The 22879-nt window shown below is 62.1% G+C and carries 19 protein-coding genes; 8 read left to right on the forward strand and 11 right to left on the reverse strand.

What is annotated here, in order from left to right; genetic code table 11:
* Positions 1-314: 314 nt before the first annotated feature.
* Complete coding sequence (locus F4V60_RS09705; protein ID WP_075731283.1) at positions 315-1322, reverse strand: HNH endonuclease signature motif containing protein; 1008 nt, start codon at positions 1320-1322, stop codon at positions 315-317.
* Between the two features lie 509 nt (positions 1323-1831).
* Between F4V60_RS09705 and F4V60_RS12995 the strand changes: the two genes are divergently transcribed.
* Both F4V60_RS12995 and F4V60_RS09715 read left to right on the forward strand, forming a co-directional pair.
* Positions 1832-2059 carry a GNAT family N-acetyltransferase gene (locus F4V60_RS12995; protein WP_373862512.1) on the forward strand — a complete coding sequence of 76 codons (228 nt, stop codon included), beginning with the start codon at positions 1832-1834 and terminating at the stop codon, positions 2057-2059.
* Positions 2060-2501: 442 nt separating this feature from the next.
* A complete protein-coding gene (locus F4V60_RS09715; RefSeq protein WP_075730402.1) occupies positions 2502-3074 on the forward strand; it encodes a GNAT family N-acetyltransferase in 573 nt (190 codons plus the stop codon).
* Positions 3075-3115: 41 nt separating this feature from the next.
* On the opposite strand, the gene F4V60_RS12620 is transcribed toward F4V60_RS09715, so the two are convergent.
* Together F4V60_RS12620 and F4V60_RS12625 are read right to left on the reverse strand one after the other, a co-directional pair.
* On the reverse strand, positions 3116-3835 hold the full coding sequence (locus F4V60_RS12620; RefSeq protein ID WP_198154402.1) for an MFS transporter: 720 nt from the start codon (positions 3833-3835) through the stop codon (positions 3116-3118).
* A gap of 123 nt (positions 3836-3958) precedes the next feature.
* Positions 3959-4471, reverse strand: a complete 513-nt coding sequence (locus F4V60_RS12625) for an MFS transporter (protein WP_198154403.1) — start codon at positions 4469-4471, stop codon at positions 3959-3961.
* A 116-nt stretch (positions 4472-4587) separates the two neighbouring features.
* Between F4V60_RS12625 and F4V60_RS09725 the strand changes: the two genes are divergently transcribed.
* Positions 4588-4956 carry an ArsR/SmtB family transcription factor gene (locus tag F4V60_RS09725; RefSeq protein ID WP_075730403.1) on the forward strand — a complete coding sequence of 123 codons (369 nt, stop codon included), beginning with the start codon at positions 4588-4590 and terminating at the stop codon, positions 4954-4956.
* Between the two features lie 3 nt (positions 4957-4959).
* Complete coding sequence (locus tag F4V60_RS09730) at positions 4960-5319, forward strand: hypothetical protein (RefSeq protein WP_141255872.1); 360 nt, start codon at positions 4960-4962, stop codon at positions 5317-5319.
* Here F4V60_RS09730 and F4V60_RS09735 read toward each other — a convergent pair.
* Positions 5257-5835 carry a helix-turn-helix domain-containing protein gene (locus F4V60_RS09735; protein WP_075730404.1) on the reverse strand — a complete coding sequence of 193 codons (579 nt, stop codon included), beginning with the start codon at positions 5833-5835 and terminating at the stop codon, positions 5257-5259. The two genes, F4V60_RS09730 and F4V60_RS09735, sit on opposite strands and share 63 nt — an antisense overlap.
* A gap of 94 nt (positions 5836-5929) precedes the next feature.
* On the opposite strand from F4V60_RS09735, the gene F4V60_RS09740 reads away from it, so the two are divergent.
* Positions 5930-6916: an NAD(P)/FAD-dependent oxidoreductase gene (locus F4V60_RS09740; protein ID WP_075730405.1), complete on the forward strand. Its 987-nt coding sequence runs from the start codon at positions 5930-5932 to the stop codon at positions 6914-6916.
* Positions 6917-6940: 24 nt separating this feature from the next.
* On the opposite strand, the gene F4V60_RS09745 is transcribed toward F4V60_RS09740, so the two are convergent.
* Positions 6941-7219 (reverse strand): DUF3618 domain-containing protein, encoded by a 279-nt coding sequence (locus F4V60_RS09745; protein WP_075730406.1) that lies wholly within the window; start codon positions 7217-7219, stop codon positions 6941-6943.
* Positions 7220-7363: 144 nt separating this feature from the next.
* Here F4V60_RS09745 and bcp point away from each other — a divergent pair, with 144 nt between their 5' ends.
* Complete coding sequence (gene bcp, locus F4V60_RS09750) at positions 7364-7834, forward strand: thioredoxin-dependent thiol peroxidase (protein WP_075730407.1); 471 nt, start codon at positions 7364-7366, stop codon at positions 7832-7834.
* Positions 7835-7837: 3 nt separating this feature from the next.
* Positions 7838-8479, forward strand: coding sequence for a TetR/AcrR family transcriptional regulator (locus F4V60_RS09755; protein WP_075730408.1), 642 nt, complete (start codon positions 7838-7840; stop codon positions 8477-8479).
* Here F4V60_RS09755 and acpS read toward each other — a convergent pair.
* Both acpS and F4V60_RS09765 read right to left on the reverse strand, forming a co-directional pair.
* Positions 8476-8886: a holo-ACP synthase AcpS gene (acpS, locus tag F4V60_RS09760; RefSeq protein WP_075730409.1), complete on the reverse strand. Its 411-nt coding sequence runs from the start codon at positions 8884-8886 to the stop codon at positions 8476-8478. The genes F4V60_RS09755 and acpS overlap by 4 nt on opposite strands.
* A gap of 52 nt (positions 8887-8938) precedes the next feature.
* Positions 8939-17902, reverse strand: coding sequence for a type I polyketide synthase (locus F4V60_RS09765; RefSeq protein ID WP_232315918.1), 8964 nt, complete (start codon positions 17900-17902; stop codon positions 8939-8941).
* Between the two features lie 277 nt (positions 17903-18179).
* On the opposite strand from F4V60_RS09765, the gene F4V60_RS09770 reads away from it, so the two are divergent.
* Positions 18180-19025, forward strand: a complete 846-nt coding sequence (locus F4V60_RS09770; protein ID WP_075730410.1) for an HNH endonuclease family protein — start codon at positions 18180-18182, stop codon at positions 19023-19025.
* A gap of 45 nt (positions 19026-19070) precedes the next feature.
* Here F4V60_RS09770 and F4V60_RS09775 read toward each other — a convergent pair whose 3' ends face one another.
* The 4 genes from F4V60_RS09775 to grcA2 form a co-directional block, all read right to left on the reverse strand.
* Positions 19071-20219: an SPFH domain-containing protein gene (locus F4V60_RS09775; protein WP_075730411.1), complete on the reverse strand. Its 1149-nt coding sequence runs from the start codon at positions 20217-20219 to the stop codon at positions 19071-19073.
* A 168-nt stretch (positions 20220-20387) separates the two neighbouring features.
* Positions 20388-21659: an alpha/beta fold hydrolase gene (locus tag F4V60_RS09780; protein ID WP_075730412.1), complete on the reverse strand. Its 1272-nt coding sequence runs from the start codon at positions 21657-21659 to the stop codon at positions 20388-20390.
* Positions 21660-21724: 65 nt separating this feature from the next.
* Positions 21725-22594 (reverse strand): pyruvate formate-lyase-activating protein, encoded by an 870-nt coding sequence (gene pflA / locus F4V60_RS09785; RefSeq protein WP_075730413.1) that lies wholly within the window; start codon positions 22592-22594, stop codon positions 21725-21727.
* Between the two features lie 2 nt (positions 22595-22596).
* A complete protein-coding gene (gene grcA2, locus F4V60_RS09790; RefSeq protein ID WP_075730414.1) occupies positions 22597-22848 on the reverse strand; it encodes an autonomous glycyl radical cofactor GrcA2 in 252 nt (83 codons plus the stop codon).
* Positions 22849-22879 lie beyond the last annotated feature (31 nt).

Below are 22879 nucleotides of genomic sequence, written 5' to 3' on the forward strand. Positions count from 1 at the left end.
GGCTCCACCAAAGCCTGGGATACCGAACCCCAGCCGAGGTGGAAACCGAATTTTGGAAGCAGAACTTGCCACAGGCAATAATGGAAATCAAGGCAAATGCCTAGGAACAAAACCCGGGGCACTTCAAAAGGGCCTTTAAGGGCTCTTCTGGGTTTTAGAGTGCGTGGTGGGAGTGGCGGGCAAAAAGCGGGTCCCTTGGCGGCATTTTCCTCGATAATCTCCACCACACAGTCACAGTCTTGACCATTGTCGGTGCTTGCCCGCCGGGGTTTGTTTTGGGGTGCTGGAATTCGCCGTTAGGTTCCTGTGTGGGCCTAACGGCTGGTGTGCGGGGGCTGCCAGACTATTGTCCCGCCTTGGCGGGTCAGGCGCCCGCGCCGTGGTGGCGCATTCGGATCATCCTCATTAACCCCGTTGTGATAACTACACAAGGTCACCAGGTTGGCAACGTTAGTCTCCCCACCGTGCTTCCACGGCGTGAGATGATGAAACTGTCCTCTTTCTGCCGGGATCCTACAGCCTGGCCACGCACAGGTGGGGTGCTCTGCTGCCAGCATTGTGCGCTGCTTGACCGATGCGAATCGCTCAAAGCGGTACAAGTCCACCGGCCCCAGCGTACGGCTTATCACCGTAATAAGACCCTCGTTGGCACAAGCACGCTCTACAAGCTGCGCACCGGTGATAACAGCCCCACTAGTGGTGCGCACCAGCACATCACCACCCTCGCGGCGTACAAGCTTCCCGTAGTCTTCCAACTGGAGGACTGCCATGGTCGTCACACGAGTACGCCCAGCCGGGGCCCCGTCTGCTTTGCCGAGCATGCGGGCGATAAAACTTGCCCCTGGCCGCTTGTGGTCAATGGTCCGGAAAGCATCTGCCATATCCAGCCCATTGCCGGTCACTGTCAGCGTGGCTAGCCCGTTGGGGTGCTGGCGCAACATCGCGCGCTCGCAATACGTGCGGGGAACACGCATCTCACGCAACCGGCGCCTGGCGACCGCAGTAACCTGCTCGCTTGGCGTGGCGCATAGCTCTACGCGTAGGTTCCACGCCGCTAGGCGCGCTTTAACGCGGCGGGTAAAAGATTCGATCTGGCGCAGGGTGCTCAGAGTGTGCCCGTTGCGCCTGGCCGCATTAACGGCTAAGCGCTGCTTGCCGCTGTAGGGAGTGGGGCCGAAGTAGATGGCGTGCAGGCTTATAAGCTCGGCGGCATCCTGCGCGCTGGCCCCCATCTTTTCAAGGTCTGGGGCAGACAGCCCTGAGCACTCGGCTACGAGGTCAACACCCCGGCTAAGTTGTGCGAAATACTCCTGCAAACCCATGACCGCCACGCTAAGGCACCACCCACCGCCGCGACAATCCCCAACCCGCACCAAGGCGGAGAACTGTGGATAACCCGCCCGCGCCGGACGCAGTTATCCACAGCCGGGCCGCCTAACCAGAACTTGGCAGTGCGGTAGCAAAGCCATCCGGCCTATCCTGAAGGATTGGGCCCATGCGGAATCAAAATCATTGCACCCTAAAACTGGAAGAGCCGGTTTACTGCCGCGCATGTCATCAAAGTGTCGTGCCCTAAAACAACGAAAAGGCCCCAGCAGGTATTGAATCCTACGGGGTCTCTAGCCGTAACTGCACCGGACTCAATCTCCTCAAGCTGCGACATCGCGCATGGTAGCATTCCGCTCAAAACGGACAACCATCAAAGGGCAAGGCGATGACAAACTGGCTAGTTGAGCAAGTGACCTGGGACCATCCTGGCGCTAAACGTCTGCGGGAGCAGCAGCGAGCGGAACTCGACGCCAGGTAGGGCAACGACGACCACGAGCCCGGGATCCACCCCTCGGCGGCAGACGTTTTTGCCTTCTTCGTTGCACGAGATGCATCCGGCGAGGATATGGCCTGCGGCGGACTACGCATGGTCGACGAGAACTCGCTCGGACCGGGAGTAGCGGAAATCAAGCGCATGTACGCCGATCCAAAAGGGCGCGGAAATGGTGCTGCTGCAGCAATCCTAAATGCACTCGAATCTCATGCTGCTGCTCATGGCGCTAAAAGCTAGTTCTAGAAACCGGAACGATCCAACCCGATGGCTCACGCTTCTACGAGAAGCACGGCTACACACCCATACCGCTCTTCGGCGACTACATCGGATCACAGGTTTCTCTCTGCTACGCACGCAGCCTCCGTTAAAACACGGCCCCCAGCAGCACTTCTCACTACTTAGTCGAAAAGAGCCCCACTGGGTTCGAGTGAACTTCTCCCTGAAAGTTGGACTGAGTAACAAGACACCAAATTTTGGGGAGTTTTCTATGCGCACTTTCATCCTCTCGTGCACCTTGCTATTTGCAGCTGGGCAGGGTTGTGAGCTCTGGTGTTAAGGCGAGATAATGCGGATTAAGGCGCTTTATTACTTGGCATGTCGCGACGACGTCGCGGAAGCTGGGCCATCAAATCTACAAGGTCCCCGCTTCATCAATTGTCAGTTTTGATAGCCTGCTTCCATGCAGAAATTCAGAGTGGCGACTGAGGAAGATATAGAGCCTTTATCTGAAACCTTAAGCGAAGCTTTCCGCGACTACCCATGGACTAATTGGACAGTTGCGCCAGATAATCATCAGTCGAGGCTTGCGCAAATACAGGAGCTTTGTCTTAGGGAAATCGCCCTACCCTACGGGATAGTTGTCACCAATGACAATCATTCGGCAGCACTCGCTGCCAATGCGCCTAACGCCGAATCGAAAGTAGCTTCTCAGACGTGGAAGCGCTTGACATCGCTCTTGGGGAGCTCCCAAACAAGTGATTTAGTCGTCGAACTTCCGCAAGCTGCTGTTTCCAATAGCTGGGAGTTGTCAACTGTCGGTGTCAGACCTGAATACCAAGGGCGAGGACTCGGTGCAGGAATTATCGAGTATTTGATAGATTCTCTTGATTCTCAAGTGAACTCTCGCATTCCTGTACACCTCGAGACGTCAGATCCCAGGAATGTCAGACTCTATGAAAAGCTCGAGTTCCAAGTCTATTCGTTGACGCAGATACCCAGTGGTCCCCCAGTCTGGTCTATGCAACGTGAATGAAGATCTTTGAGGATTCCGGAACGACTCCACCATCGCATGTTTCAGTGCTTGAGCAGCGCGACCACAGCGCATAGCCCAATTGCAGCTGCAAAAGCCACACTGGCACCTAAACCAACGCTATGGAAGCCGTGCAGAAACTCATCGCCGGCAACGAGGGAACCCAAGAGAGCCACGCCAAGCAGGCTTCCGATCTGCCGCAGGCAATTTACTACGCCTGAGGCGCTGCCCGCATAGTCAGCAGGTGCGGCATGCACGGCCATTGATGTGGCTGCCGGCATGGCGAAGGCCATTCCGAACCCGCCCAAGAAGGTGCTCAAGGCTATGAGGATGTAGGGCGTCGAGGGTTGGAAGAATGCGAGTCCGGCAAAACCAATGGCACCTGCCACAAGACCCATGACAATGACCCTCACCTCCCCTATCCGTGCTGAGTAACGTCCGCCGAGAGGAGCGGCCACGATAGCGCTGCACGCTTGGGGCGCTAGCGCTAGGCCAGCCTTCCACGCTTCAAATCCAAGATAGTTCTGGAAGAATAAGGACAGCGCAAAAAGCTGGCCGAAGAAGCTGAAGTTAAGAATGAGACCCACCGCGCACGCTACCGCGAACTTAGAGGAACTAAATAGTTTTATGGGAAGCATGGGCATGCGCGCTTTGGTCTCAACAAATAGAAACAGTGCAACGATTGAAACGGCAGCCACAACAAGGATTGCCTGTGCAGCGGGAGAAAGCTCGGAGCTGTGCATATTGATGATCACATAAGCCACTAGCGCTAGCCCCACGACGGAGAGCGACAATCCTAGAAGATCCAGGCGGGCTGTCTTTTTCGGCTCGGCTCAGAGCCAAGACCCGTTGGCCAAGGAAGATGACTATCGCAATAAGTGGGATGCTTATCCAAAATGCGGCACGCACCCGCTCCCTGATACTAGGGCTCCGCCGAGCACAGGTCCGAGCGCTGCGGCCGCACCGCCTGCCCCTCCCCAGAGGCCGATGATGCGGGTCTGTTGTCGGCGCTCACTTATCACCGCGGGGATAAGAGCTAGGGAGCTGGGGACAATACCAGCGGCCCCTATGCCCTGCAGAGCTCTCGAGGCAATAAGCTGTGCCATTGTCCCGCTCAAGGCACAAGCCATCGAGCCGCAAGCGAATACGGCCAATCCGCTGAGAAAGACACGTTTAGCGCCGAAGCGGTCACAAGCAGTGCCGCCGCCCAAGAGCAGGGCCGCAAATACCAGCGTGTAGGCATTAACCACCCATTGCAGTAGATTCACCGACGCCCCCATGTCTCTTCCGATATCGGCAAGTGACACGTTGACTATGGTCGCATCGAGCATAACGACGAAGTATCCAACGATGATGACCGCCACCGACAGCTGGCGGCTTCTGCTTGAGCTCGTGCTCACTCCTTGACTGAGGAACCTAAAGAAACGGAGGACAGGAATTCCCGCTTCCCAGTCAGAAGTATCCACGCACAACTGTTCGCACTGTCCCGAACTATCGCGGCGATAGATTTGGATTCATGCACGACAAGCAGCTACTCGAACCAACTCCGGATATTTCCCGGCTGGCCGCCGTCTTTGCCAATAGCGCACGGTCGGCACTTTGTTCTGCGCTTATGAGCGGCACCTCTTGGACCGTAGGCAAGTTGGCCGCGTATGCGCACATTGCACGCTCCACTGCTAGCGAGCATGTCACAGTTTTGGTGGAGGCAGGCATAGCCCGCGAGTACAGGCAGGGAAGGCACCGCTATGTCACGATCTCCGGCCCCGCAGTAGGAGATCTCATCGAAAGGTTGGGCGCACTCTCTGCGGCCCACTTCGATACCCCGCACAGCCTCAACGCTTCTCGCCACACGCAACGCTTCACTGCCTCGCGGACCTGCTACTAGCACTTGGCGGGCAGGTTAGGGGTAGATCTGGCGCAGTGGCTCGTTGCGCAAGGCTATACCGACGCGGACTTCCGAGTTACGCCTCGAGGCGCCCTGCTCATGGAGCGATGGGGCGTGGCCGCTGCGCAGTCCCTGACGGCGCGCCCCTGCATTGACACCTCCCAACGCCTGCCTCACATGGGAGGAGAGCTCGGGAACGCGCTGTGTTCAGCCTTCTTTGCCAACGGCTGGATTGCACGGGTGGGCGATACCCGTGCGGGCGAACCCACCGCACGGGGCATCAAGGCGTTCTCGGCGGCGTCATTCGACGTCGCCCGCGCCATGAGTATGCATCCGGACTCCCTCGGCGTTGAAGATGCTTAAGACTTGTGCAGGTCCCTCCTGCGTGGCCGAAATGGCATGAGGCTCGCGGGTGTCGAACTCCGCGGCTTCGCCTGGCCCCAGAATGAGGTCGCGATCGCCGAGCTGCAGCAGAATGCTTCCGTTGAGGACGTAGATCCACTCGTAGCCCGTGTGAACGCGTTTTGCGGGACGCCGCTTAGCTCGTGGGTAGTCAATCTTGAACGTGCGAACGGGGGAAGAATCCGGCGCCAAGGGAGTAATGATTAGCCCGCCACGGCGAATGGAGGAGCGGCGAACCCGGGGATCGCGGACTTCGTGGGGAAGGAGATCATCGAGACGGATTCCCAGCTGCCGGATTAGCGGAACGAGCAGCTCGAGGTTGGCCTGCCTTTTGCCGGATTCTAGGCGTGAAAGAGTGCTCGCGGAGATTCCTGCAGCGCCCGCGAGTTCCTCCAAGGTCAAGTTCCGATCTCGGCGCGCTATGCGCAGGCGAGGGCCAATCCCGGCCAACTCTTGGTTGATGTTGCCTTGCCTCATTGCCGCCTCTCTTGCCTTCTTGCCCCAAACCTTTACTTGCCGTTTTAGCAAAGGGTCTTGCTATCCTAGCCAAGAGTACCGAGAATCTTCGTTCATGAGTTCACAACCAAGAACTAAGACAGATCCCTGGGACACCATTGTCGTTGGCGGCGGAGTGGCCGGGCTTTCCGCAGCACTCCTTGTCGCCAGATCACGGCGCAGAGTCCTTGTCATTGATTCGGGGGCACCACGTAATCGCTTCGCCGCTCATATGCATGGCGTGCTCGGCAACGACGGTAAGCCGCCCCTGGATTTTGTCCAGCAGGGCCGAAAGGAACTTGCTTCCTATGGCGTCGAATTCTTAAGCGGGAGTGCAATCGACGTCACAGAGATAGCTTCCCTGGCTGGCACAGTCGGTGAGAGCGATGCGGGCATCGAGGTGAAGCTAGCTTCAGGGCACAGCTTCCGCGCCCGCACGCTTATCGTCGCCAGCGGCGTCAAGGACACGTTGCCCGCGGTGCCCGGTTTGGCCGAGCGCTGGGGCAAGAGCGTATTCCATTGCCCCTTCTGCGACGGCTGGGAGGTTGCGGAGCAACGCATAGGTGTCCTTGCCACCTCCCCTGTTTCACTCCATCAAGTAGAGATGCTGCGGCAGTGGAGCAACCAGGTGAACTTCTTCGCCTTCGGTGCAGGCCCGCTCGATGAGGCTGCGTTGCACAGGCTGCGAGCGCGAGGCATCGCGGTGATTGATTCCGAGGTCAACGCAGTCTTGGGCCAGGAGCCCGCCATCAGTGCGGTGCGCACTGAAGATGGCCAAGAAATCGAGTTCGACGCGATTTTCACCATGGGGACGTTAACCCCACATGATGGATTCTTGGCGGGCCTTGACCTTGAAAGGGAAGATCTTCCCTTCGGCCTAGGCTCTTTCCTCCAAGTCGATGCGACTGGGAAAACGAGCCACCCCCGAATCTGGGCGGTGGGCAACGTGGTCAACCCCATGACCAACGTGCCGCAATCCATCGGCGCCGGCGCCACCACTGGGCCGGCGGTGGCGGGCTTTCTGATCCAAGAGGACTACGCCCGTATCACCGCGCAGCAGTAGAGAGATAGGGCTGTTAGTTGCCTATTAGTTGCGCTCGGCGAGAAGACGCTGCAGCTCCTTGAGATCGCTGGAGCGGCGGCGCGAGCGGGTCACGCCCAGGGCGATGAGCCCGATGACTACGGCGCTGACGCCGGCGATGACGTACTGCACGTTGCGCTGCTGCAGCTTGTTGGCTGCAGCAGTCTTGGCGTCACCGACTAGGTTCTGTGGCTTGCTCCGATCCGCGAGTTCGTCCAAGGTTCCAGCTAGCTGACGGCGGGTGCGTTCAATATCGCGCTGAATATCGTCAATGTTGCGTGCCACGATTGTCTCCTGAGTTCTACTTAGGTTCTCTTCTCGACCACACAGTCTACAGCGTGAATCCCCCGCAGGGTCGGTGAGGGGGAAGCAAGCTGGCCAGTGGCTAAGTTCGCCTGGGCTAAGGCCAGGCAATGTATTGTTGTCCCTATGACTGAAGCTAAGCGTTTAGAAGTTGGAGATACCGCCCCCGCGTTTTCTTTGCCCGATGATGCCGGGCATACCGTCTCTCTATCGGACTACGCCGGCAAGCGCGTCCTCGTCTACTTCTATCCGCGAGCCAATACTCCCGGCTGCACCAAGGAAGCCTGTGACTTTAGGGATTCCCTCGAGCAGCTCAACTCGCTCGATATCGCCGTCGTTGGCATCTCGCCCGATAAGCCGGAGGCAATTGCCAAGTTCCGCGCCGAGCACGAGCTTAATTTCCCGCTCTTGTCGGATCCTGACAAGACTGTCTTGTCCGCCTACGGGGCCTTCGGGGAGAAGAAGAACTACGGCAAGGTAGTCCAGGGCGTCATCCGCTCTACTTTCCTGGTCGAGCCGGATGGCACCATTGGACAGGCCTTGTACAACGTCAAGGCCACCGGACATGTCGCCCGCGTTATGAAAGGCCTCGCCTAGACCGTGAGTGAAACGAGCACCACTTCCACGCCGGAACTGCTGGTCCCCCGCCGGCGGCCAGCCCAAGCGCGCAGCCGCGAGAGGTTCAATAGGATCCTCAAGGCCGCGCGTAGCGTGCTCGTAGACACCGGTTTCGAGTCCTTCACCTTCGATGAGGTCTCCCGCCGCGCCGAGGTCCCCATCGGGACTCTGTACCAATTCTTTGCCAATAAGTACGTGCTGATCTGCGAGCTCGACCGCCAAGACACGGCGGAGAACCTCAGTGAGATTGAGCGCTTCTCGGAGCATGTTCCGGCGCTGCAATGGCCGGACTTCCTCGATGAATTCATTGACCACCTGGCACGCATGTGGCGCGAGGATCCCTCCCGCCGCGCGGTCTGGCACGCCGTGCAATCCACCCCGGCCACGCGCGCCACAGCCGCAGATACCGAGCTACAGCTCCTGCAGCCACTGGCCAGCATCCTAGAGCCTCTCGCCCCGCAGATGGACTACGAGCAGCGGGTGAACCTTGGCGGGTTCCTCGTACACACGGTGGTCTCCATGCTCAACTATGCGGCATCGGAAAACTTGGAGTCTTTCGACTCCACAGTCATGGAGATTAAGCGCATGCTCGTGGCCTACCTCTTTGCGGTGGCCACCGGCTAGCCCCAGCTTAAGATCGTCGTCGCCGTGGCGTAATCCCCGTCATGGCTAATGCTCAGGCTGGTTTCCACCTCGCCCAAAGTCGCGGCAACCTGCTCGCGCACATTGCCTGCAGTGGCGATGTCCACCCTCCCCCAAGCGTCGGGGCGGATCTCCACTTCACTCCAGATGACGCGCTCTTGAGCAATCACCGGCGGGCGCCCGTAGATTGCCTGGGACCAGGCCTTGATGAAGGACTCCTTGGCGGCCCAGCGCCCGGCGAGGTGCTCGGCGCGGCGTGCACCCTTGCCGGCTGCCACACGCAGCTCCGCGGGGCTAAACACCGCCTCGAAGCGGGAGCCGGGTTGCGCTAGCTGCGCGGCAAATTCCGGTATGCACACGATGTCGGTGCCCACAGCGAGTTTCTTCATAGCCGTGATTATGCCAGCCGCACCTCAATCGGTGCGGCTGCGACTTACATACTTAGAGCTCTGCTCCAGGGGTAAGGACGCCGTCCTTCAAGCGCGCAGTGCCATCGAGTAAGATGGCCGCCTCGCGCTCCTTTACCGCATCTCCCGTGCCACCGAGGTTGCGGTCCACGGGACGCTGGTAGAGGGCTGCGCCGCCATGCATGGCATCGTCAAGGCGCCGCAAGCCGGCGTCCTCGCGCTGCTGCGCGGAGTCCTCCCAGGCTTGTGCCGCTTCCTCACCGTGGGCGGCGCGCACCGCCTGCAGGAAGGCACCGGGGTGCACGATGGCCACCAGGGCGGAAACGTGGCCGAAGCCCAGCGAGGTCACCAGACCGGCCTTGGGCGCGGCGGAACGCAGATTAAGCGGGCGCCGCAACCAGGTCAAGTGCGAATGCTTGCGCAGAACTGGGTCGACGCAGTCGAGCGCGCGGTTGGGAGGAATGATTCCCTCGCGCAGCACCTGTGTCAGCCCCATCATCTGGAACATCGCCGCACCGCCCTTGGTGTGCCCGGTCAGACTCTTCTGTGAGATGACATAGAAGGGATTGCCTGCACTGCGCCCGATGGCACCCGCGATGCGCTCGTGCAGATCCGACTCGTTGGGGTCATTGGCGTTGGTCGAGGTGTCGTGCTTGGAAACGATGGAGACCTCGTCGGCGCTCACACCGACCTCACGCAAGGCAAGCGCCAGGCGCGAGTCCTTGCCGCCGCGTGCGGAGGAGAGGGCACCCAAGCCGGGCGCTGGAATGGAGGTATGCGCACCATCGCCGAAGGACTCGGCGAAGGCGACTACACCCAGCACAGGCAGTCCGAGCTTCAGGGCGAGGCTACCGCGGGCCAGCAGAATCGTTCCGCCGCCCTCGGACTCGATGAAGCCCGCGCGGCGCCTATCGTTAGCGCGCGAGAAGAACTTGTGGTCAATGCCCTTGTCCTCCAGCTCCTGCGAGTCCGCAGTGGCGGCCATGTCGCCGAAGCCGGTGATGCCCTCGATGGAGAGATCATCAATACCGCCGGCCACGACGAAATCGGCCTTGCGCAGGCGCAGCTTGTCAAAGCCTTCCTCGACGGAGACGGCCGCCGTGGCGCAGGCGGCGATCGGGTGGATCATCTGCCCGTACCCGCCGACGTAGGACTGCATGACGTGCGCGGCAACGACGTTGGGCAGGGATTCCTGCAGGATGTCGTTGGGGCGTGGCTCGGCCAGAAGCTTGTCGACGTAGAGGGAACGCAGCGACTGCATTCCGCCCATGCCGGTTCCTTGGGTCGAGGAGACGCGGGAGGGGTGAACCTCCGAAAGGAGCTCCGCCGGGCTAAATCCGGCGGCGAGGAAGGCGTCGACCGTGCACACCAGGTTCCACAGCGCCACGCGGTCGAGGTTATCGATCATGTCGGCCGGGATGCCATAGACCGCCGGATCAAAGCCCTTCGGAATCTGGCCACCCACAAAGCGGCTCATGGCCACGCGGCGCGGGACGCGCACCGCGGAACCAGCCGGGCGGGTGACCTGCCACTCCTCACCGTCGAAGTAGGCGCTGGCACCCTCGACATCCTCCACGAAGGACTTGGCAGCGGCCTCGTCCGATACCGCGAAGGTCATATCGCGCTCAAGGTAGATGGTGGTCAGCTCGGGGGCGAGGTTATCAACCATGGGGCGCTTGGGGCCGAAGTCGTCGTGGTAGCGCCGCACGCCTACCCCGGCGATGACCTCATCGTGGAAGCGCTCGTAGATGTCTTCCTCGGAGATCTCCTCGCCGGTCTCGGTCACTGTCCAGCCGCCATCCCAGGCGATAAGCCCAGTGCTCCAGGCCAATTCGATGACGCCGGCAGCGGAGAGATCTCCGCTTAGCTCGACCTCGTAGCGGGTACGCGAGGAACCCACTGGGCCCAGCTCTCCCGCGCCGACGATGACGACCATGTCATCGAGGTTCTGGGTGACCCCGCTAAAGTCCGGGCTGGTCCACTCGATGTGGCGGCGGATGCTCGGCAGCGCGCACACGCTGCGCGGGGCCTCACTAGCAGGAGCGGTTTCACCGCTGCGTGCCGCTGCCTCGCGGGCGAGTTCCGGCAGGTTGATATCTGCCTCGCCCAAGCCGCCGGTGAAGTCGAGGGTAATTGGCGCCTGTGCGGCGCTCTTGCGTACGGAGTGCTGCGCGCCGGAGTCCACCAGCTGCACAGCGATCTCGGCGGGAGAATAGGTGGAAACACCCTTGGCCTCAACGAGCTCGACCATGGGATCGTTGCCGCCCATCAGGCCGGTGCCGCGCACCCACCCGATGTGGGCGTGCACGAGCGAGGTGCGCTCACCCCAGACCGGCTCGGCGTGCCAGCGGGTCACCAGGGCGTCGAGCGCAGCCTTGGACTCGCCATAGGCGCCGTCTCCGCCGAATCGTCCACGGTTGGGCGAGCCAGGCAGGACCACGTGCAGGCGTTGGCCAACGTGGGTATCCGCGCCGATCTGGGATAGGCCGGCGATGAGCTTCTCGACGGACCACAGCAACAGACGCATCTGCGCCTCAGCCTGGGCACCGGCATCAGCCAGCGTTCCCTGCACGCGCGGTGCGGCAAAGGGGAAGAGCAGGGTGGGAACCAAGGCGGGCTTGAGCAGCTTAGACTTTCCGCCCACCGTGGCGGTCTGCTCGTTGCCTACCCACTCGATGAGGGCATCGACGTCGCTGAAAGAACTCAGGTTGGCCGGAACGACCCACAGCGCAGCGTTGCCGCAAGCGTGGGAACGGTAGAGCTCCTTATAAAACTCCAGGCGGGCATGATCCAGGCGCGAGGTGGTGGCCACGACGGTGGCGCCCTCCGAGAGCAGCTGTGCGATAACAGCGGCGGCAATCGAATGCGGGGAACCGCCGGTCACCACGGCAACGTCGCTGCTATAGGGCAGCTGCGCCGGATCCTGGCGGGCATCACTGGCTTGCTCATCGAGGCCAAGGTACTCGGCCATCTGGGCGACTTCCTCGCCAGCGCCGAAGACATCGAGCTCGGAGAGCTCTCCCAGCTTGAGGCGGGTGAGGTCCTCGCGGGCGGATGCCCAGCGATCGTCGAGAAGCACGGCCTTGTTCGCGTCGAAGGCCGGGGCCACCTGGCGCGGCCAATCGGAGCCCAGCTCGCGGGAGACGAGATCGGCGAGCCCATCGGGCTCGGTGGAGAACTCCGTGGTGGGCGCCTTGATGCCAAGGCGCTTAAGCAGGGTGCGGGCGGTCTCGGCCAGGGAATCGGTCAGCTGCGAGGAGAATTCATCAAGCGCGGCGGAATCTACTACCCCGCCAGCACCAGCGCCGGTGGAAGGCATTGCGATGGACACCTGGGAGCGCGCGCCAGCCGCCTGCACAGCGGCATCAATGAGAGCATCGAGTTCCTTGACGTGCGGCGCCGCGGTGCCCAAAGTGGCCAGCTCGCCACCGCGCAGGGACGCGCCCTCGCGCGTGCCCAGCACCAGCTCTGCGGTGACGCGATCGACCCAGCCTTCGCCCAAGCCCCACGTTCCGGTGACGCGCTCGGCGATGTAGGAGGGCTTCTTTCCGGCAGGGCCGGTCAGACGACGCAGCGAATCCGCAACCTGATCCGCGAGCACCGGACCGAAGGCGCGATAGCCCTTGGCCATGCCGGTCACGGTCTGCTGCAGATCACCCAGAGGCGCATCGGCAGCGCCATCGATGGCGCCCAATCCAAACTCCACGCCCAGATCCAGCAGCAGCTGGTTGCGGCGCGAGGACACGCCTTCGACAAGCAGCTCGATGGTATCGGTGGGCCCAATCTGATCGGGGCGCACCTTGGTCCAGATGGCTACGAGCATCTCAACGGCGTCAGCAACGCTGAGCGCCTTGTCAGCAGGGGTCTCGCCGCCTGTGGGAGCAGTCGGAGCCGCCGCGAGGGCAGGGGCAGCAGGCGCGGCAGGGGTGGCCGCAGCATCTGCAGAGGTTGCCCCCGCAGAGGTTGCCTCTGTAACTTCTGCAGCTTCTGTTGCAGAGGCAGCAGGCTCAGGGCGCTCTACGGCATCCTCAGCAAAGACGGTAGGACGGTCACGCTCGACGTTGAGCACCTCGATGGGGTGACCAGCGTACTGCGGCAGACGCAAGGTCTGGCCGAGCATATTCGCCAGGGTCGGTGCGGAACCGACGCCAATCTCGATAAAGCGCTCGACACCCAGCCCAGGCGTGCCCGCACCGGCGGTTTCATCCGGGGAGCACAGGAAGAGGTCCTGGGTTTCGATCCAGCGCACTGGGGAGGCAAACTGCCAGGCCAAAAGCTCGATAAGCAGGGTGCGGCCGAGCTTATTTGAATCCTGCGCGGCGGCCGGGAAGTCCGCCAGAATCTCCTTGATAGCTGCGGAATCGACCACCTGATCAATGGATTCGACGAACTCGCTATCGAGTCCGAAGGGACGCGCCACCAGGTTCGGGATGTAGTGGCCGAGCAGGATTTCCAGGTCGATCTCGGTGGGGATGAGGGAATCGAGGTGCTCGCGGAAGGCGGGCACGCCGTCGAGAAGCCGGGAGGAGTGGAAAGGAACGTCGATACCAGGAATCTGGATGAAGGCGCGCTTGCCCGGCGCGCGGGACTCGGCGTCCTCTCGCAGGGCGGCTAGGCCCGCACGAGTGCCGGCCACGGCGTACTGCACGCCGGCGATGTTGTAGTTGACTATCTCGAGGAACTCGCCGGAGCGACCCGCGATTTCGGAGACGTAGTCAAAGACCTCCTCGGCGCTGATGCCGATCTTATTCGGGCGCAGCGCCGCCAGTCCGTAGTTAGAATTGCCGTGCTCGTCGCGCTCAACCAGGCGGTGCATGGTCAGCCCACGGGCGTAGACAATCTCCAGGACCGCCTCGAGGGAGAGGACCTGTGCATAGGCCGCAAGTGCGTTGTACTCGCCCACCGAGTGACCGGCGAAGTAGGCACCGCTATCGAGGACGCCGGCTTCCTGCATCTCCGCGATCTGCGCGCAGCCCAGCGTGGCCATGGCCATCTGCGTGAACTGCGTCAGGAAGAGTGCACCATCCGGGTGCGAGAACTCCTCGCCGGCCACGGTGACGGAGGCAGGATTCGCGCGCACGACTTCCAGGATGGAAAAACCCAACCGGCTCCTGGTGTGGGAATCTGCTCGCTCCCACACCGAACGTGCGGCAGGCGACGAAGCGAAGGAATCCATGCCCATGCCCTGGGACTGGATGCCCTGGCCCGGGAAGCCATAGGCGGTGATCTTATCCCGCATGATGGCCTGGGCCTGCAGCACGGGGACATCCCCGACCGAGGCGGTCACGGTGCGGACCTCACCCAGCCCGGCGCGATTATCGACGCCGCTGCGCTCAACCACAAAATCCACCTGTGCGCCCGGCAGAACGGGGGCCAACATCGTTGCCTCCCACTCGGCCACGGAGGCACCGTCGAATCCGGCTGCCAGTTGGGCCAGCGCCGAGGTCCACATGCCGTGGACAATGACTCCGTGTGGAAGTCCCGCCAGCGCCGCCGCGGCGGCGGAGACGTGGATGGGGTTGCGGTCCCCGGTCACGGCAGCGAAAGGCTGCATCGACTCCGGTGCGACCACGTTTACTTCGGTGCGGAAGCTGCGCGGCTTGTCGGTCACGCTCTCCTTGGCAGGGGCGGGGGCAAGCTCTTGGGTTCCGCGACGGCCCTGGATGGCAAAACGCTCACGCAGGGTGGCAAGAAGGGTTCCGGCGGTGGAAATCTCCACCTTGACCTCGACGACGCGTCCGACGGTGGTGTCGAGCACGCTCGTGCCGCGAGCACTAATCTCCAGCTGCGCCTCACGCGGAAGATCGGCGTGAAGCTGCGCGGAATGCTCGAGGTGCACTAGGTTGAGCAGGCCTTCGACGACGTCCGCACCCTGCTCCGTTTGGGCATGGGCGATAACGGCGAAGACGGCCGGCCAGGCTTTACCCACGAGGACGTCGGGGGCGAGGCCTGAGAGCTTTCCATAGCCGGCGGTGACGTTTTCATAATCGGCGCAATCAGCGACCGAGAGCTGTGCGTTCCACTGCGCAGTGCCGTCTACCACCTGCGGCAACTGGCCCCCTGCGGCAATCTGTGCCAGCTCGCGCATGGCCTGGCGGGCATCCTGTGCGCTCACGGTGGGGCTCGCACCCGGAATCTGCGGGGCCTCGAGGCGAATGCGCAGGCTCGCGCCGGCAATGGCTCCGCGCAGCGGGGCGCGCAGCACATAGCCGCCTTCCGCGTCACGCTCGAGGGAGGCTCCGGTCTCCGGGCACTGGGCACGCAGATCCTTTCCTGTTCCTGATACCTCTATCCGGGGCATGACCAGGCGCACTGGGTTGACCTGTGCGCGACCGGCCCAATCGATGGAGGCGGCCTCGCACATCTCAATTAATTCTGCACGCGCAGCTGCGGCCGCATCCGGGGTTTCTGCTTCCAGGCGTTCTGCCGTGGCGGCCTCAAAGCGGGCCAGCAGGTGCGCGACTGGCTCGTTGGCGCGAGTAATTCCGGCCACCGCGGTGGTGCCGGGGATGATGCAGACCTCGTCGGCAGCGTAGCGCTCATCGTGCGCCTGCCACAGCGAGTCTTGGCGCCACCAGCGACGAACCTCCGAGTTGATGACCGGAACGAAGTTGGCAGGCTTCCCCTTTTCTTCAAGGAGCTTTAAGAACCAGGTGACATCACCGACGTGGAGCGGGGCATCGCCGTACTCGGCGACCAAGGCCCGCACGGCCTTGTAGGGACGCTCGCCATCGACGGCGATGCGGGCTGCGAACTCCCCGTGATCCTGCGGGCTCAGGCGTGCCTCGGCGCGCTCTACCATGCGCTCAAAGCGCTGAGCCCAGGAGACATCTACCCAGTGACCGCGATAAGAGAGCTCGAGGTAGCGGCCCAGCCACTGCTCATAGGTCATCTCGGCGACGTCGCCGAAGTAAGGCTTGGCGGTCTTGGCAATCGCCGCGATGATCTCCTCGCGCCGGGCCGCCACGGCCTCCGCATCGCCTGCTACCTCGTCAAGGAGGCGGCCTGCGCGCGCGAAGGAATTATCAATCTCGTGGATATCGGCGCCGAGCTGGGAGCGGCCGGAGGCGATTCCCCCGCGGGCGGATCCGGCGCCGGCCCATCCGTGGTTCTCCGTAACGGGCTGGGCGTCGACAAGAGCCTGCTTGACTGACTCCGAGGCGGTGGATTCCAGGGTGGCCATCGCGGCGGTGCCGATCATAATGGCGTCGACAGGCATGGGTGCCAGGCCGTACTTCTGCGCCCACGTACCGGTCAGGTAGGCCGCGCCTACATCCGGAGTGCCGATGCCGCCGCCGACGGCGAGGACAACGTTGTCTTGGGAGCGAATCTTGGCATAGGCCTCGATCAGCAGCTCGTCCAAGTCCTCCCAGGAGTGGTGCCCGCCGGCGTGCCCGCCCTCGATCTGCATGATGATGTCGAAGTCCACAGCAACGGCAATCCGCAGGACCTGATCGATTTGCTTGACTGTGCCAGGTTTGAAAGCAATCCAGGGGAAGTTCTCGGCGCGCAGCTGCTCGAGCAACGCGACGGCCTCGTCGAAGGGCGGAATACCCGCGGAGACGATAATGCCGCTGATATGCGCGCCGTTAGCGCGAGCCTTAGGGATGGCGCGCTGGCCTTCTACCTGGCGGCGCCACTGCGAGGCGGACAGGTACATGGCGTTGAACTGCGCATTGACTCCGGGCTCCAGCAGCTCCTCGAGGCGAGCCAGGTTTTCATCAAGCATCGCGCTCGTGGTCTGGCCACCACCAGCGAGCTCCGCCCAGAATCCGGCGTTGGCCGCCGCAGCGACGATCTCCGGGTCCACGGTGGAGGGAGTCATGCCGGGCAACATCACCGGGGAGTAGCCGGTCAGATCAGTGAACTTGCTATAAACGCGGCCGTTGTGCAGGCGCGGGCGCAACTGGGACCAGTCAGCGGGCAGCTGCGGGCTCCGCCCGGCGTCAAAAAGCGCGGCCTGGCCCTGCGCGGTGGAAACCACCAGGGTGCCCACTCCGCGCCCGGCCACGATCTTGCGCGTCAGCGGCTCCACGCCTGCGGTGGGGCCGCATTCCAGGATCCAACGTGCGCCCTCGTCCACGGCGGTGGTGACGGCCTCCGGCCAGTCAACGACGTCCGTGAGGACCGCGCGAGCGCCTCGCGCGGAAAGCTCCGCGCCGAGGCCTGCGCGCTGTGCCCAGTCCTCGACGAGTGCGACAGCCTCAGCCATAGCCGGGTGATGATAAGCGGCCTGCACATCAAGATCACTAAAGCGCGGCGCGAAGGCCTTGCCCCCGCGCAGCTTGGCCTCAATGGCCTTGGCATCGGCCGCGGCGAGACGCTCTAAGCCGCGACGCACGGCAGCGTTGTCCTCTGGGGTGCCGACGATGACGAAGGAATCGCGACCATTGCACAGGCCAATGGTCGCACCGGCCTCCTCCAGCTGCTGGCGGGTTGCGCCGCTGACGGCCGCCATCGGCGCACCAGCAGCGGTGCGCACCAGGCCGTGGATGCGGGCGGTACGAGTGATGGCGGCGCCGATGAGCTGAGCCAGCGCAATGACCTCGCCCGCACCAGCCTCACCCTGTGCCACGTAGGTAGCCAGCGCACCCTGCGAGTGGCCAAGAGAAGCCACTGCAGCCGCAGGATCGAGTCCCTGCGCGCGCAACGACTCGAGCAAAGCCACCTGGGCGGTGAGGATGCCAGGGGTGGATATCGCTGCATCGGTGAGCTCGAAACTCGGATCTTCAGCGGCCTCGGCCCACCGCAAAGGCTCAAAGCCGTGCGGGAACTGGGCGGCGATGTCAGCAGCCACCGGCTCGAGGATCTGTTGTGCATCCTCAAGGTGCCGAGCCATCTGCGCGCCGACGCCGCCAGCCAGCGTCTCACGCAGGCCGGGCAGCCAGGCATAGCCCTGCCCGGAGAAAGAAAGAGCAAAGGGCTCGCGGTCCAAACGCTCGATGAGTCGCTCGCTCGGGGTTGCGGGCGTGATGAAGTCGGTGTTGCCAGTTCTCACTGTGGTGCTGCTCCTACTAGGTGTCTATATAGAGTGCGGCCAAAAGGTGCCAAAAAGTTTCGGATCTAAAAGTTAGGCCTAAAGCATGCCACAGAATCATGAGGAATCCATCATCTTTTGCTGGCGTGTGCCCCGTGAGAAATGCCCTAAATGCTCTTCTCTGTGGCGAAAATCTTGCTCTGCACGCTGAGAGATGCGCGTTGTGTGATCCTGCCCGCTTTAAGGCCTGCGCCCGAAACCCTTTCTAAGACACCCTACCGCTAGACTGTGTCGAATCATGCGTTCCCGAACCCCTATTCCCGCCCCTTTTATCGCCGCAGGAATCCTCAACATCGCGGTGGCGGCACTCGCTCTTGGCGGATGCCTAGCCATAGGCAGCGATAAAGCCGCAGCGCCGACCCCCGCCACACTAAGCCCCACCACCGCCCTGAGCAGCACAACCGAGCCAAGCCCCGAGTCCCCCAGCTCAGCTTTCGCCCCGAACCCCGAAAACTCCGCCGCCGCAGATAGGCTCTCCCCGGAAGAAGGGCCAAGCCAGGAGAAGCCCGCCGCCGAACAGGCGCTGAGCACCTTGGAGACGATCCCCGTCAAGGGACGCGCGCCTAAGACCGGCTATGAGCGCGAGCAATTTGGTCAAGCGTGGTCAGATGATGTGGGCGTGGAATATGGACACAATGGCTGCGATACCCGCAACGACATCCTGCGCCGTGATATCTCCGACGCCCTTATTAAGGAGGGCACGCACGGATGCGTCGTGCTCTCCGGCACTCTGCATGATCCGTACGCGGGGCAAGACATTGCATTCCAACGCGGCCGCGATACCTCCGGCGCAGTCCAGATCGACCACGTTGTGCCGCTGGCTGATGCATGGCAGAAGGGCGCGCAGCTGCTGACCCCGGAACAAAGGCGGGACTTTGCCAACGATCCGCGTAATCTGCTCGCGGTTGACGGTGGCCTCAACCAACAGAAATCCGCCGGGGATGCGGCAACGTGGCTGCCGCCCAACAAGGGCTTTCGCTGCGAATACGCCCAGCGCATAGTGGAGGTCAAGGCCGCCTACGGCCTATGGACCACGGAGGCCGAGCACGCTGCGCTCGATAGATTACTGCGCGCCTGCCAGTAGACTCGCACGCGCCATCCCCTCCCTAGAAACCCCCAGCAAAGGGCTCTAGTTTTTGTTGTTGCGCTCCTGCTCGAGCTGCTGACGCAGCTGCTGGAAGTACTCGCGCGCACCCTTGGGCTGCTCTATGCTATCTGAAACATAGGGGGCCGCTCCCCCAACCGGATTAGCGCCCTCCCCCAGCGACTGCTGCGCAGAATAGTCCTCCGCCTGGGAGTCCTGGCGCCGCCGACGTGCCTTCTCAGCAAGCTCGCGCTTACGCTTGGCCGCATCGGCCTTGGACACCTGCGGGCCGGAATCTGCGGCGGTGCCCAGCACATGATTGGCCATGAGAACGTCCCTCATGCCGCCAAAGAGCTCACCCATGCCGGCCGGATTCGAGGGCATGTAGAGAACTGAGGTGTTGCCGTTGTGGGAGACATCCACCATGGCGTCCAGGTACTGCGAGACCAGCATGAGGGCCTCGGGGGACTCCTCAACTCCTGCGGCGCGCAGCATCTCATACTGCGCGGCAATACCTTCCACGATTTCCTTGCGCTGATCTGCCACACCACGACCCTGCAGTTTGCGGGCCTCTGCGGCACCTTCCGCCTCCTTGACCACGCGAATCTTCTCCGCCTCAGCCTGCGCGATGGCGGCCTCACGCTCGCGCTGCGCGGCGTTGATGGAGTTCATCGACTCACGCACGCGGGAATCCGGGCGAATGTCTGTGACCAGGGTATTAACAAAGTGCCAACCATAGGCGGCCATGTTGTCACGCAGGGACATGGCCACGTTCTGGGCGATGGTGTCCTTCGAGGAGAAAGAATCATCAAGGTCCATATTCGCCACGGAGGAGCGAACATTATCTTGCACGTAGGCCACAATCTGCTGCTCGTGATTGGAGAGCATATAATAAGCCTCGCGCTCGCGGCCCTCGACCACCTGGTATTGAACCGCAACCGGGATCTGTACGAAGACATTGTCCTTGGTTTTGGTCTCCACCATGACATCAAGTTGCCGAACCTGCAGGGAGATCTTCGCGCGAACGCGGTCTACCCACGGGACCTTGAAGTGCAGACCAGCGTGTGCCACGCTGACGAATTTTCCGAGCCGCTCCACGATGGCCGCCTCACGCGTGCGCACGATGAAAAACGCATCAAAAGCGTTGAGCACGAGCACTATGATGACGACCACAGCGACGATAAGAGTAAGCATCTTTCTTTCCTTCTGTAGGTTTTCTTTCGGTGCTTTAAGGGACTTAAAAAGGGACCCAAAGGATTTAAGGGAACCTAAGGTAGTTTCATATACCTACTCTTCCATAGCCCAGCTCACATTTCGAGGGCCGGGGTGGTCGCGGCAGGTGCGCAGCGCTAGTTGCCTGCGCTAGTGGTCATCAGCAAGCCGAAAGAGCTCGCCCAGAATACCGGCGCCGTCCACGTGGACCCCATTGTGCTGGTAGCGGTTGCTCACCATCGGGCGCAGATCCCTGTAGGCGGCGGCCGTAGCCATCGAGTCCTCGAAGGGAACGAAGATATCATCCAGATAGATGGCCGCGGCGGCGACGGGTTCTGCCGCTCCCAGCGCAGCGACATCATACATAGCGTCCTTCTCTCCCCATTCGTGCTGGGCCAAGGCCTGCGCGGACTCCCGGAACGGCCGCAGCGCCGGGTCCTCCTCGAACTGCCAGGGGAAGATGTGCTCCCCCGTCAGGTAGGTTCCCGCCTCGGCGAACTCGGGGAACTCCGCGCGGATGCGCTGCGCGGCCCAGTTGGTAGCGCCCAGCTTGCCGACGCCGCCATAAATGGACTCATGAATCGCCGCATACAGTGGCCCCGATTGGAAGCTCACCCGGCTGCCTACTTGGCTCAAGAAGTCAGAACGCAGCCGCTTTTCCCCGTCGACCGTACGGAAAGGCTCCTCTAGAAGATAGGCCAAGGAATCAAAGCCGCTGCCTCGCCCCAGCTCTAGGCCGATGGTGCGGAAACGACGAGAGGACAGACGCTCCCCCGTGGGAAGGATCTCCGCCGAGTTGTCGAGGTGGTTAATAATCTCCTCGATCCGGCCCTGCACCCACGGAAACTGCGTGGTGAACAAGTCATGACGGTACTTGAGCTTGGCAAAGGTGGTGCGATAAAGATCATCGACGCCCTTATCAAGAGTGGGGAGGCCGCCGGTCAGGAAGGCCCGCTCCACAGATTGAGGCGCCAGCGAGAGATAAGAGGTGATGCAAAAGCCGCCGAAGGACTGCCCGAATAGGCTCCACTTCTCTAGGCCCAGATGCTCACGCAGCCGCTCCGCGTCCCGCACGATATTGTCTTGGCGCAGCAGCCGGAGCCGCTCCACGCTGCGGTCCGCTTCCGGGGAGAGCCCGTCGATGCGGTGGCTGCGCCCGGTGCCGCGCTGATCCATGAGTATCCAGCGGTAGCGCTCTAGGCCCTTGGCCAAGAGCCCCGACAGACCAAGTGGCCGCGGCGCAGGAAAGCCCGGGCCGCCCTGGTTATAGAGCAGCGCGGGCTTGTCCTCCCCGCCTGGGGGAATGATCTCGCGGGCATAGAGCTCGAAAGTCTCCGCTGAGTCCTCCGGGCTGTCATAGTCCCAGGGCACAGTAATAACGTGCTCTTTGATGGTGTGGCCGAAGCGGCGATATTCACTCATGGGTGCCGAGTCTAGTGCGCGCTCCCGACACCCGCGCGGCAAGCCTAGTATGCCCAAGTAAGGCCCTAGTAGACCTGGAGACCCTTCTCACGAAAGACCTCGCGCACGGCATCCACGTCCTCGGGGCGCGGAGGCTTGCAGTCCTCGAGCTTGTAATCAATACCGAGCTCGTGCCACTTGTCGGCGCCCATGTTGTGGAAGGGAAGGACCTCGACGCGCTCGACATTGTCGCGCCACCTAGCCACGATGTTGGCCACGTTCTGGACGTTCTCTGGGGCGTCGGTAAGTCCGGGAACCACGACGAAGCGGATCCACACCCGCTTGCTTTTAGCAGCCAGCCGGTCGCCGAAGTCGATGGTGGGCTGCAGTGTGCGGCCGGTGACCTTCTTATAGGTCTCCTCGTCCCCAGACTTGACGTCGAGCAAGACCAAATCGATATTGTCTAGGTCCTCGTCGCGCAGGCGGGAGCCGAGGAAGCCCGAGGTGTCGATGGTGGTGTGAATGCCTGCATCGTGGACTTCCTTGAGCAGACGGCGGGCAAACGCAATCTGGAAGAGTGGTTCGCCGCCGGAGAGCGTGAGCCCCCCACCGGTGGCTTGGAAGATGGGCTTGTAGCGCTTAATGCGCTTGAGCACATCCTCGATGCGCTCCAAGGTGCCCACCTTCATCTCCATGGTGTCTGGATTGTGGCAGTACAGGCAGCGCAGTGGGCAACCGGACATGAATATGGTCATGCGGGTGCCTGGGCCATCCACCGAGGTCACAAGCTCCCAGGAGTGGACGAGGGCGATATCGCCTGTGCGGCGCGCCTCCATCAACTCGGGGCGGGTGATCTCGTCTAAGGATGCATTATCCCCCAGGCCCGCGGCCACGCCGCGGATCTTCTCGCCCTGTTCGGGTTGGAGGGTAACAACGCCGGTAATGCCATCAGCCACAGTTAGGATCCTTGGTGGAAGGTACGGGAAATGACGTCGAGCTGCTGTTCCTTGCTCAGCTTGACAAAGTTAACCGCGTAGCCGGACACGCGCACGGTCAGGTTCGGGTACTTTTCTGGGTGCTCGACGGCATCCTCGAGGGTGGACTTGTCCAGCACGTTGATGTTGGCGTGGTAAAGACCGCCGTCCATCTTGTGCTCCTCGCGATTAGCCTTCATGCTAGCGAGACGGTCTGCGAAAGTGTGGGTTGCCATGGTGTTGTTCTCCTTATAAAAATTGCATTGC

This window comes from Corynebacterium flavescens (assembly GCF_008693105.1).
Classification (GTDB): Bacteria; Actinomycetota; Actinomycetes; order Mycobacteriales; family Mycobacteriaceae; genus Corynebacterium; species Corynebacterium flavescens.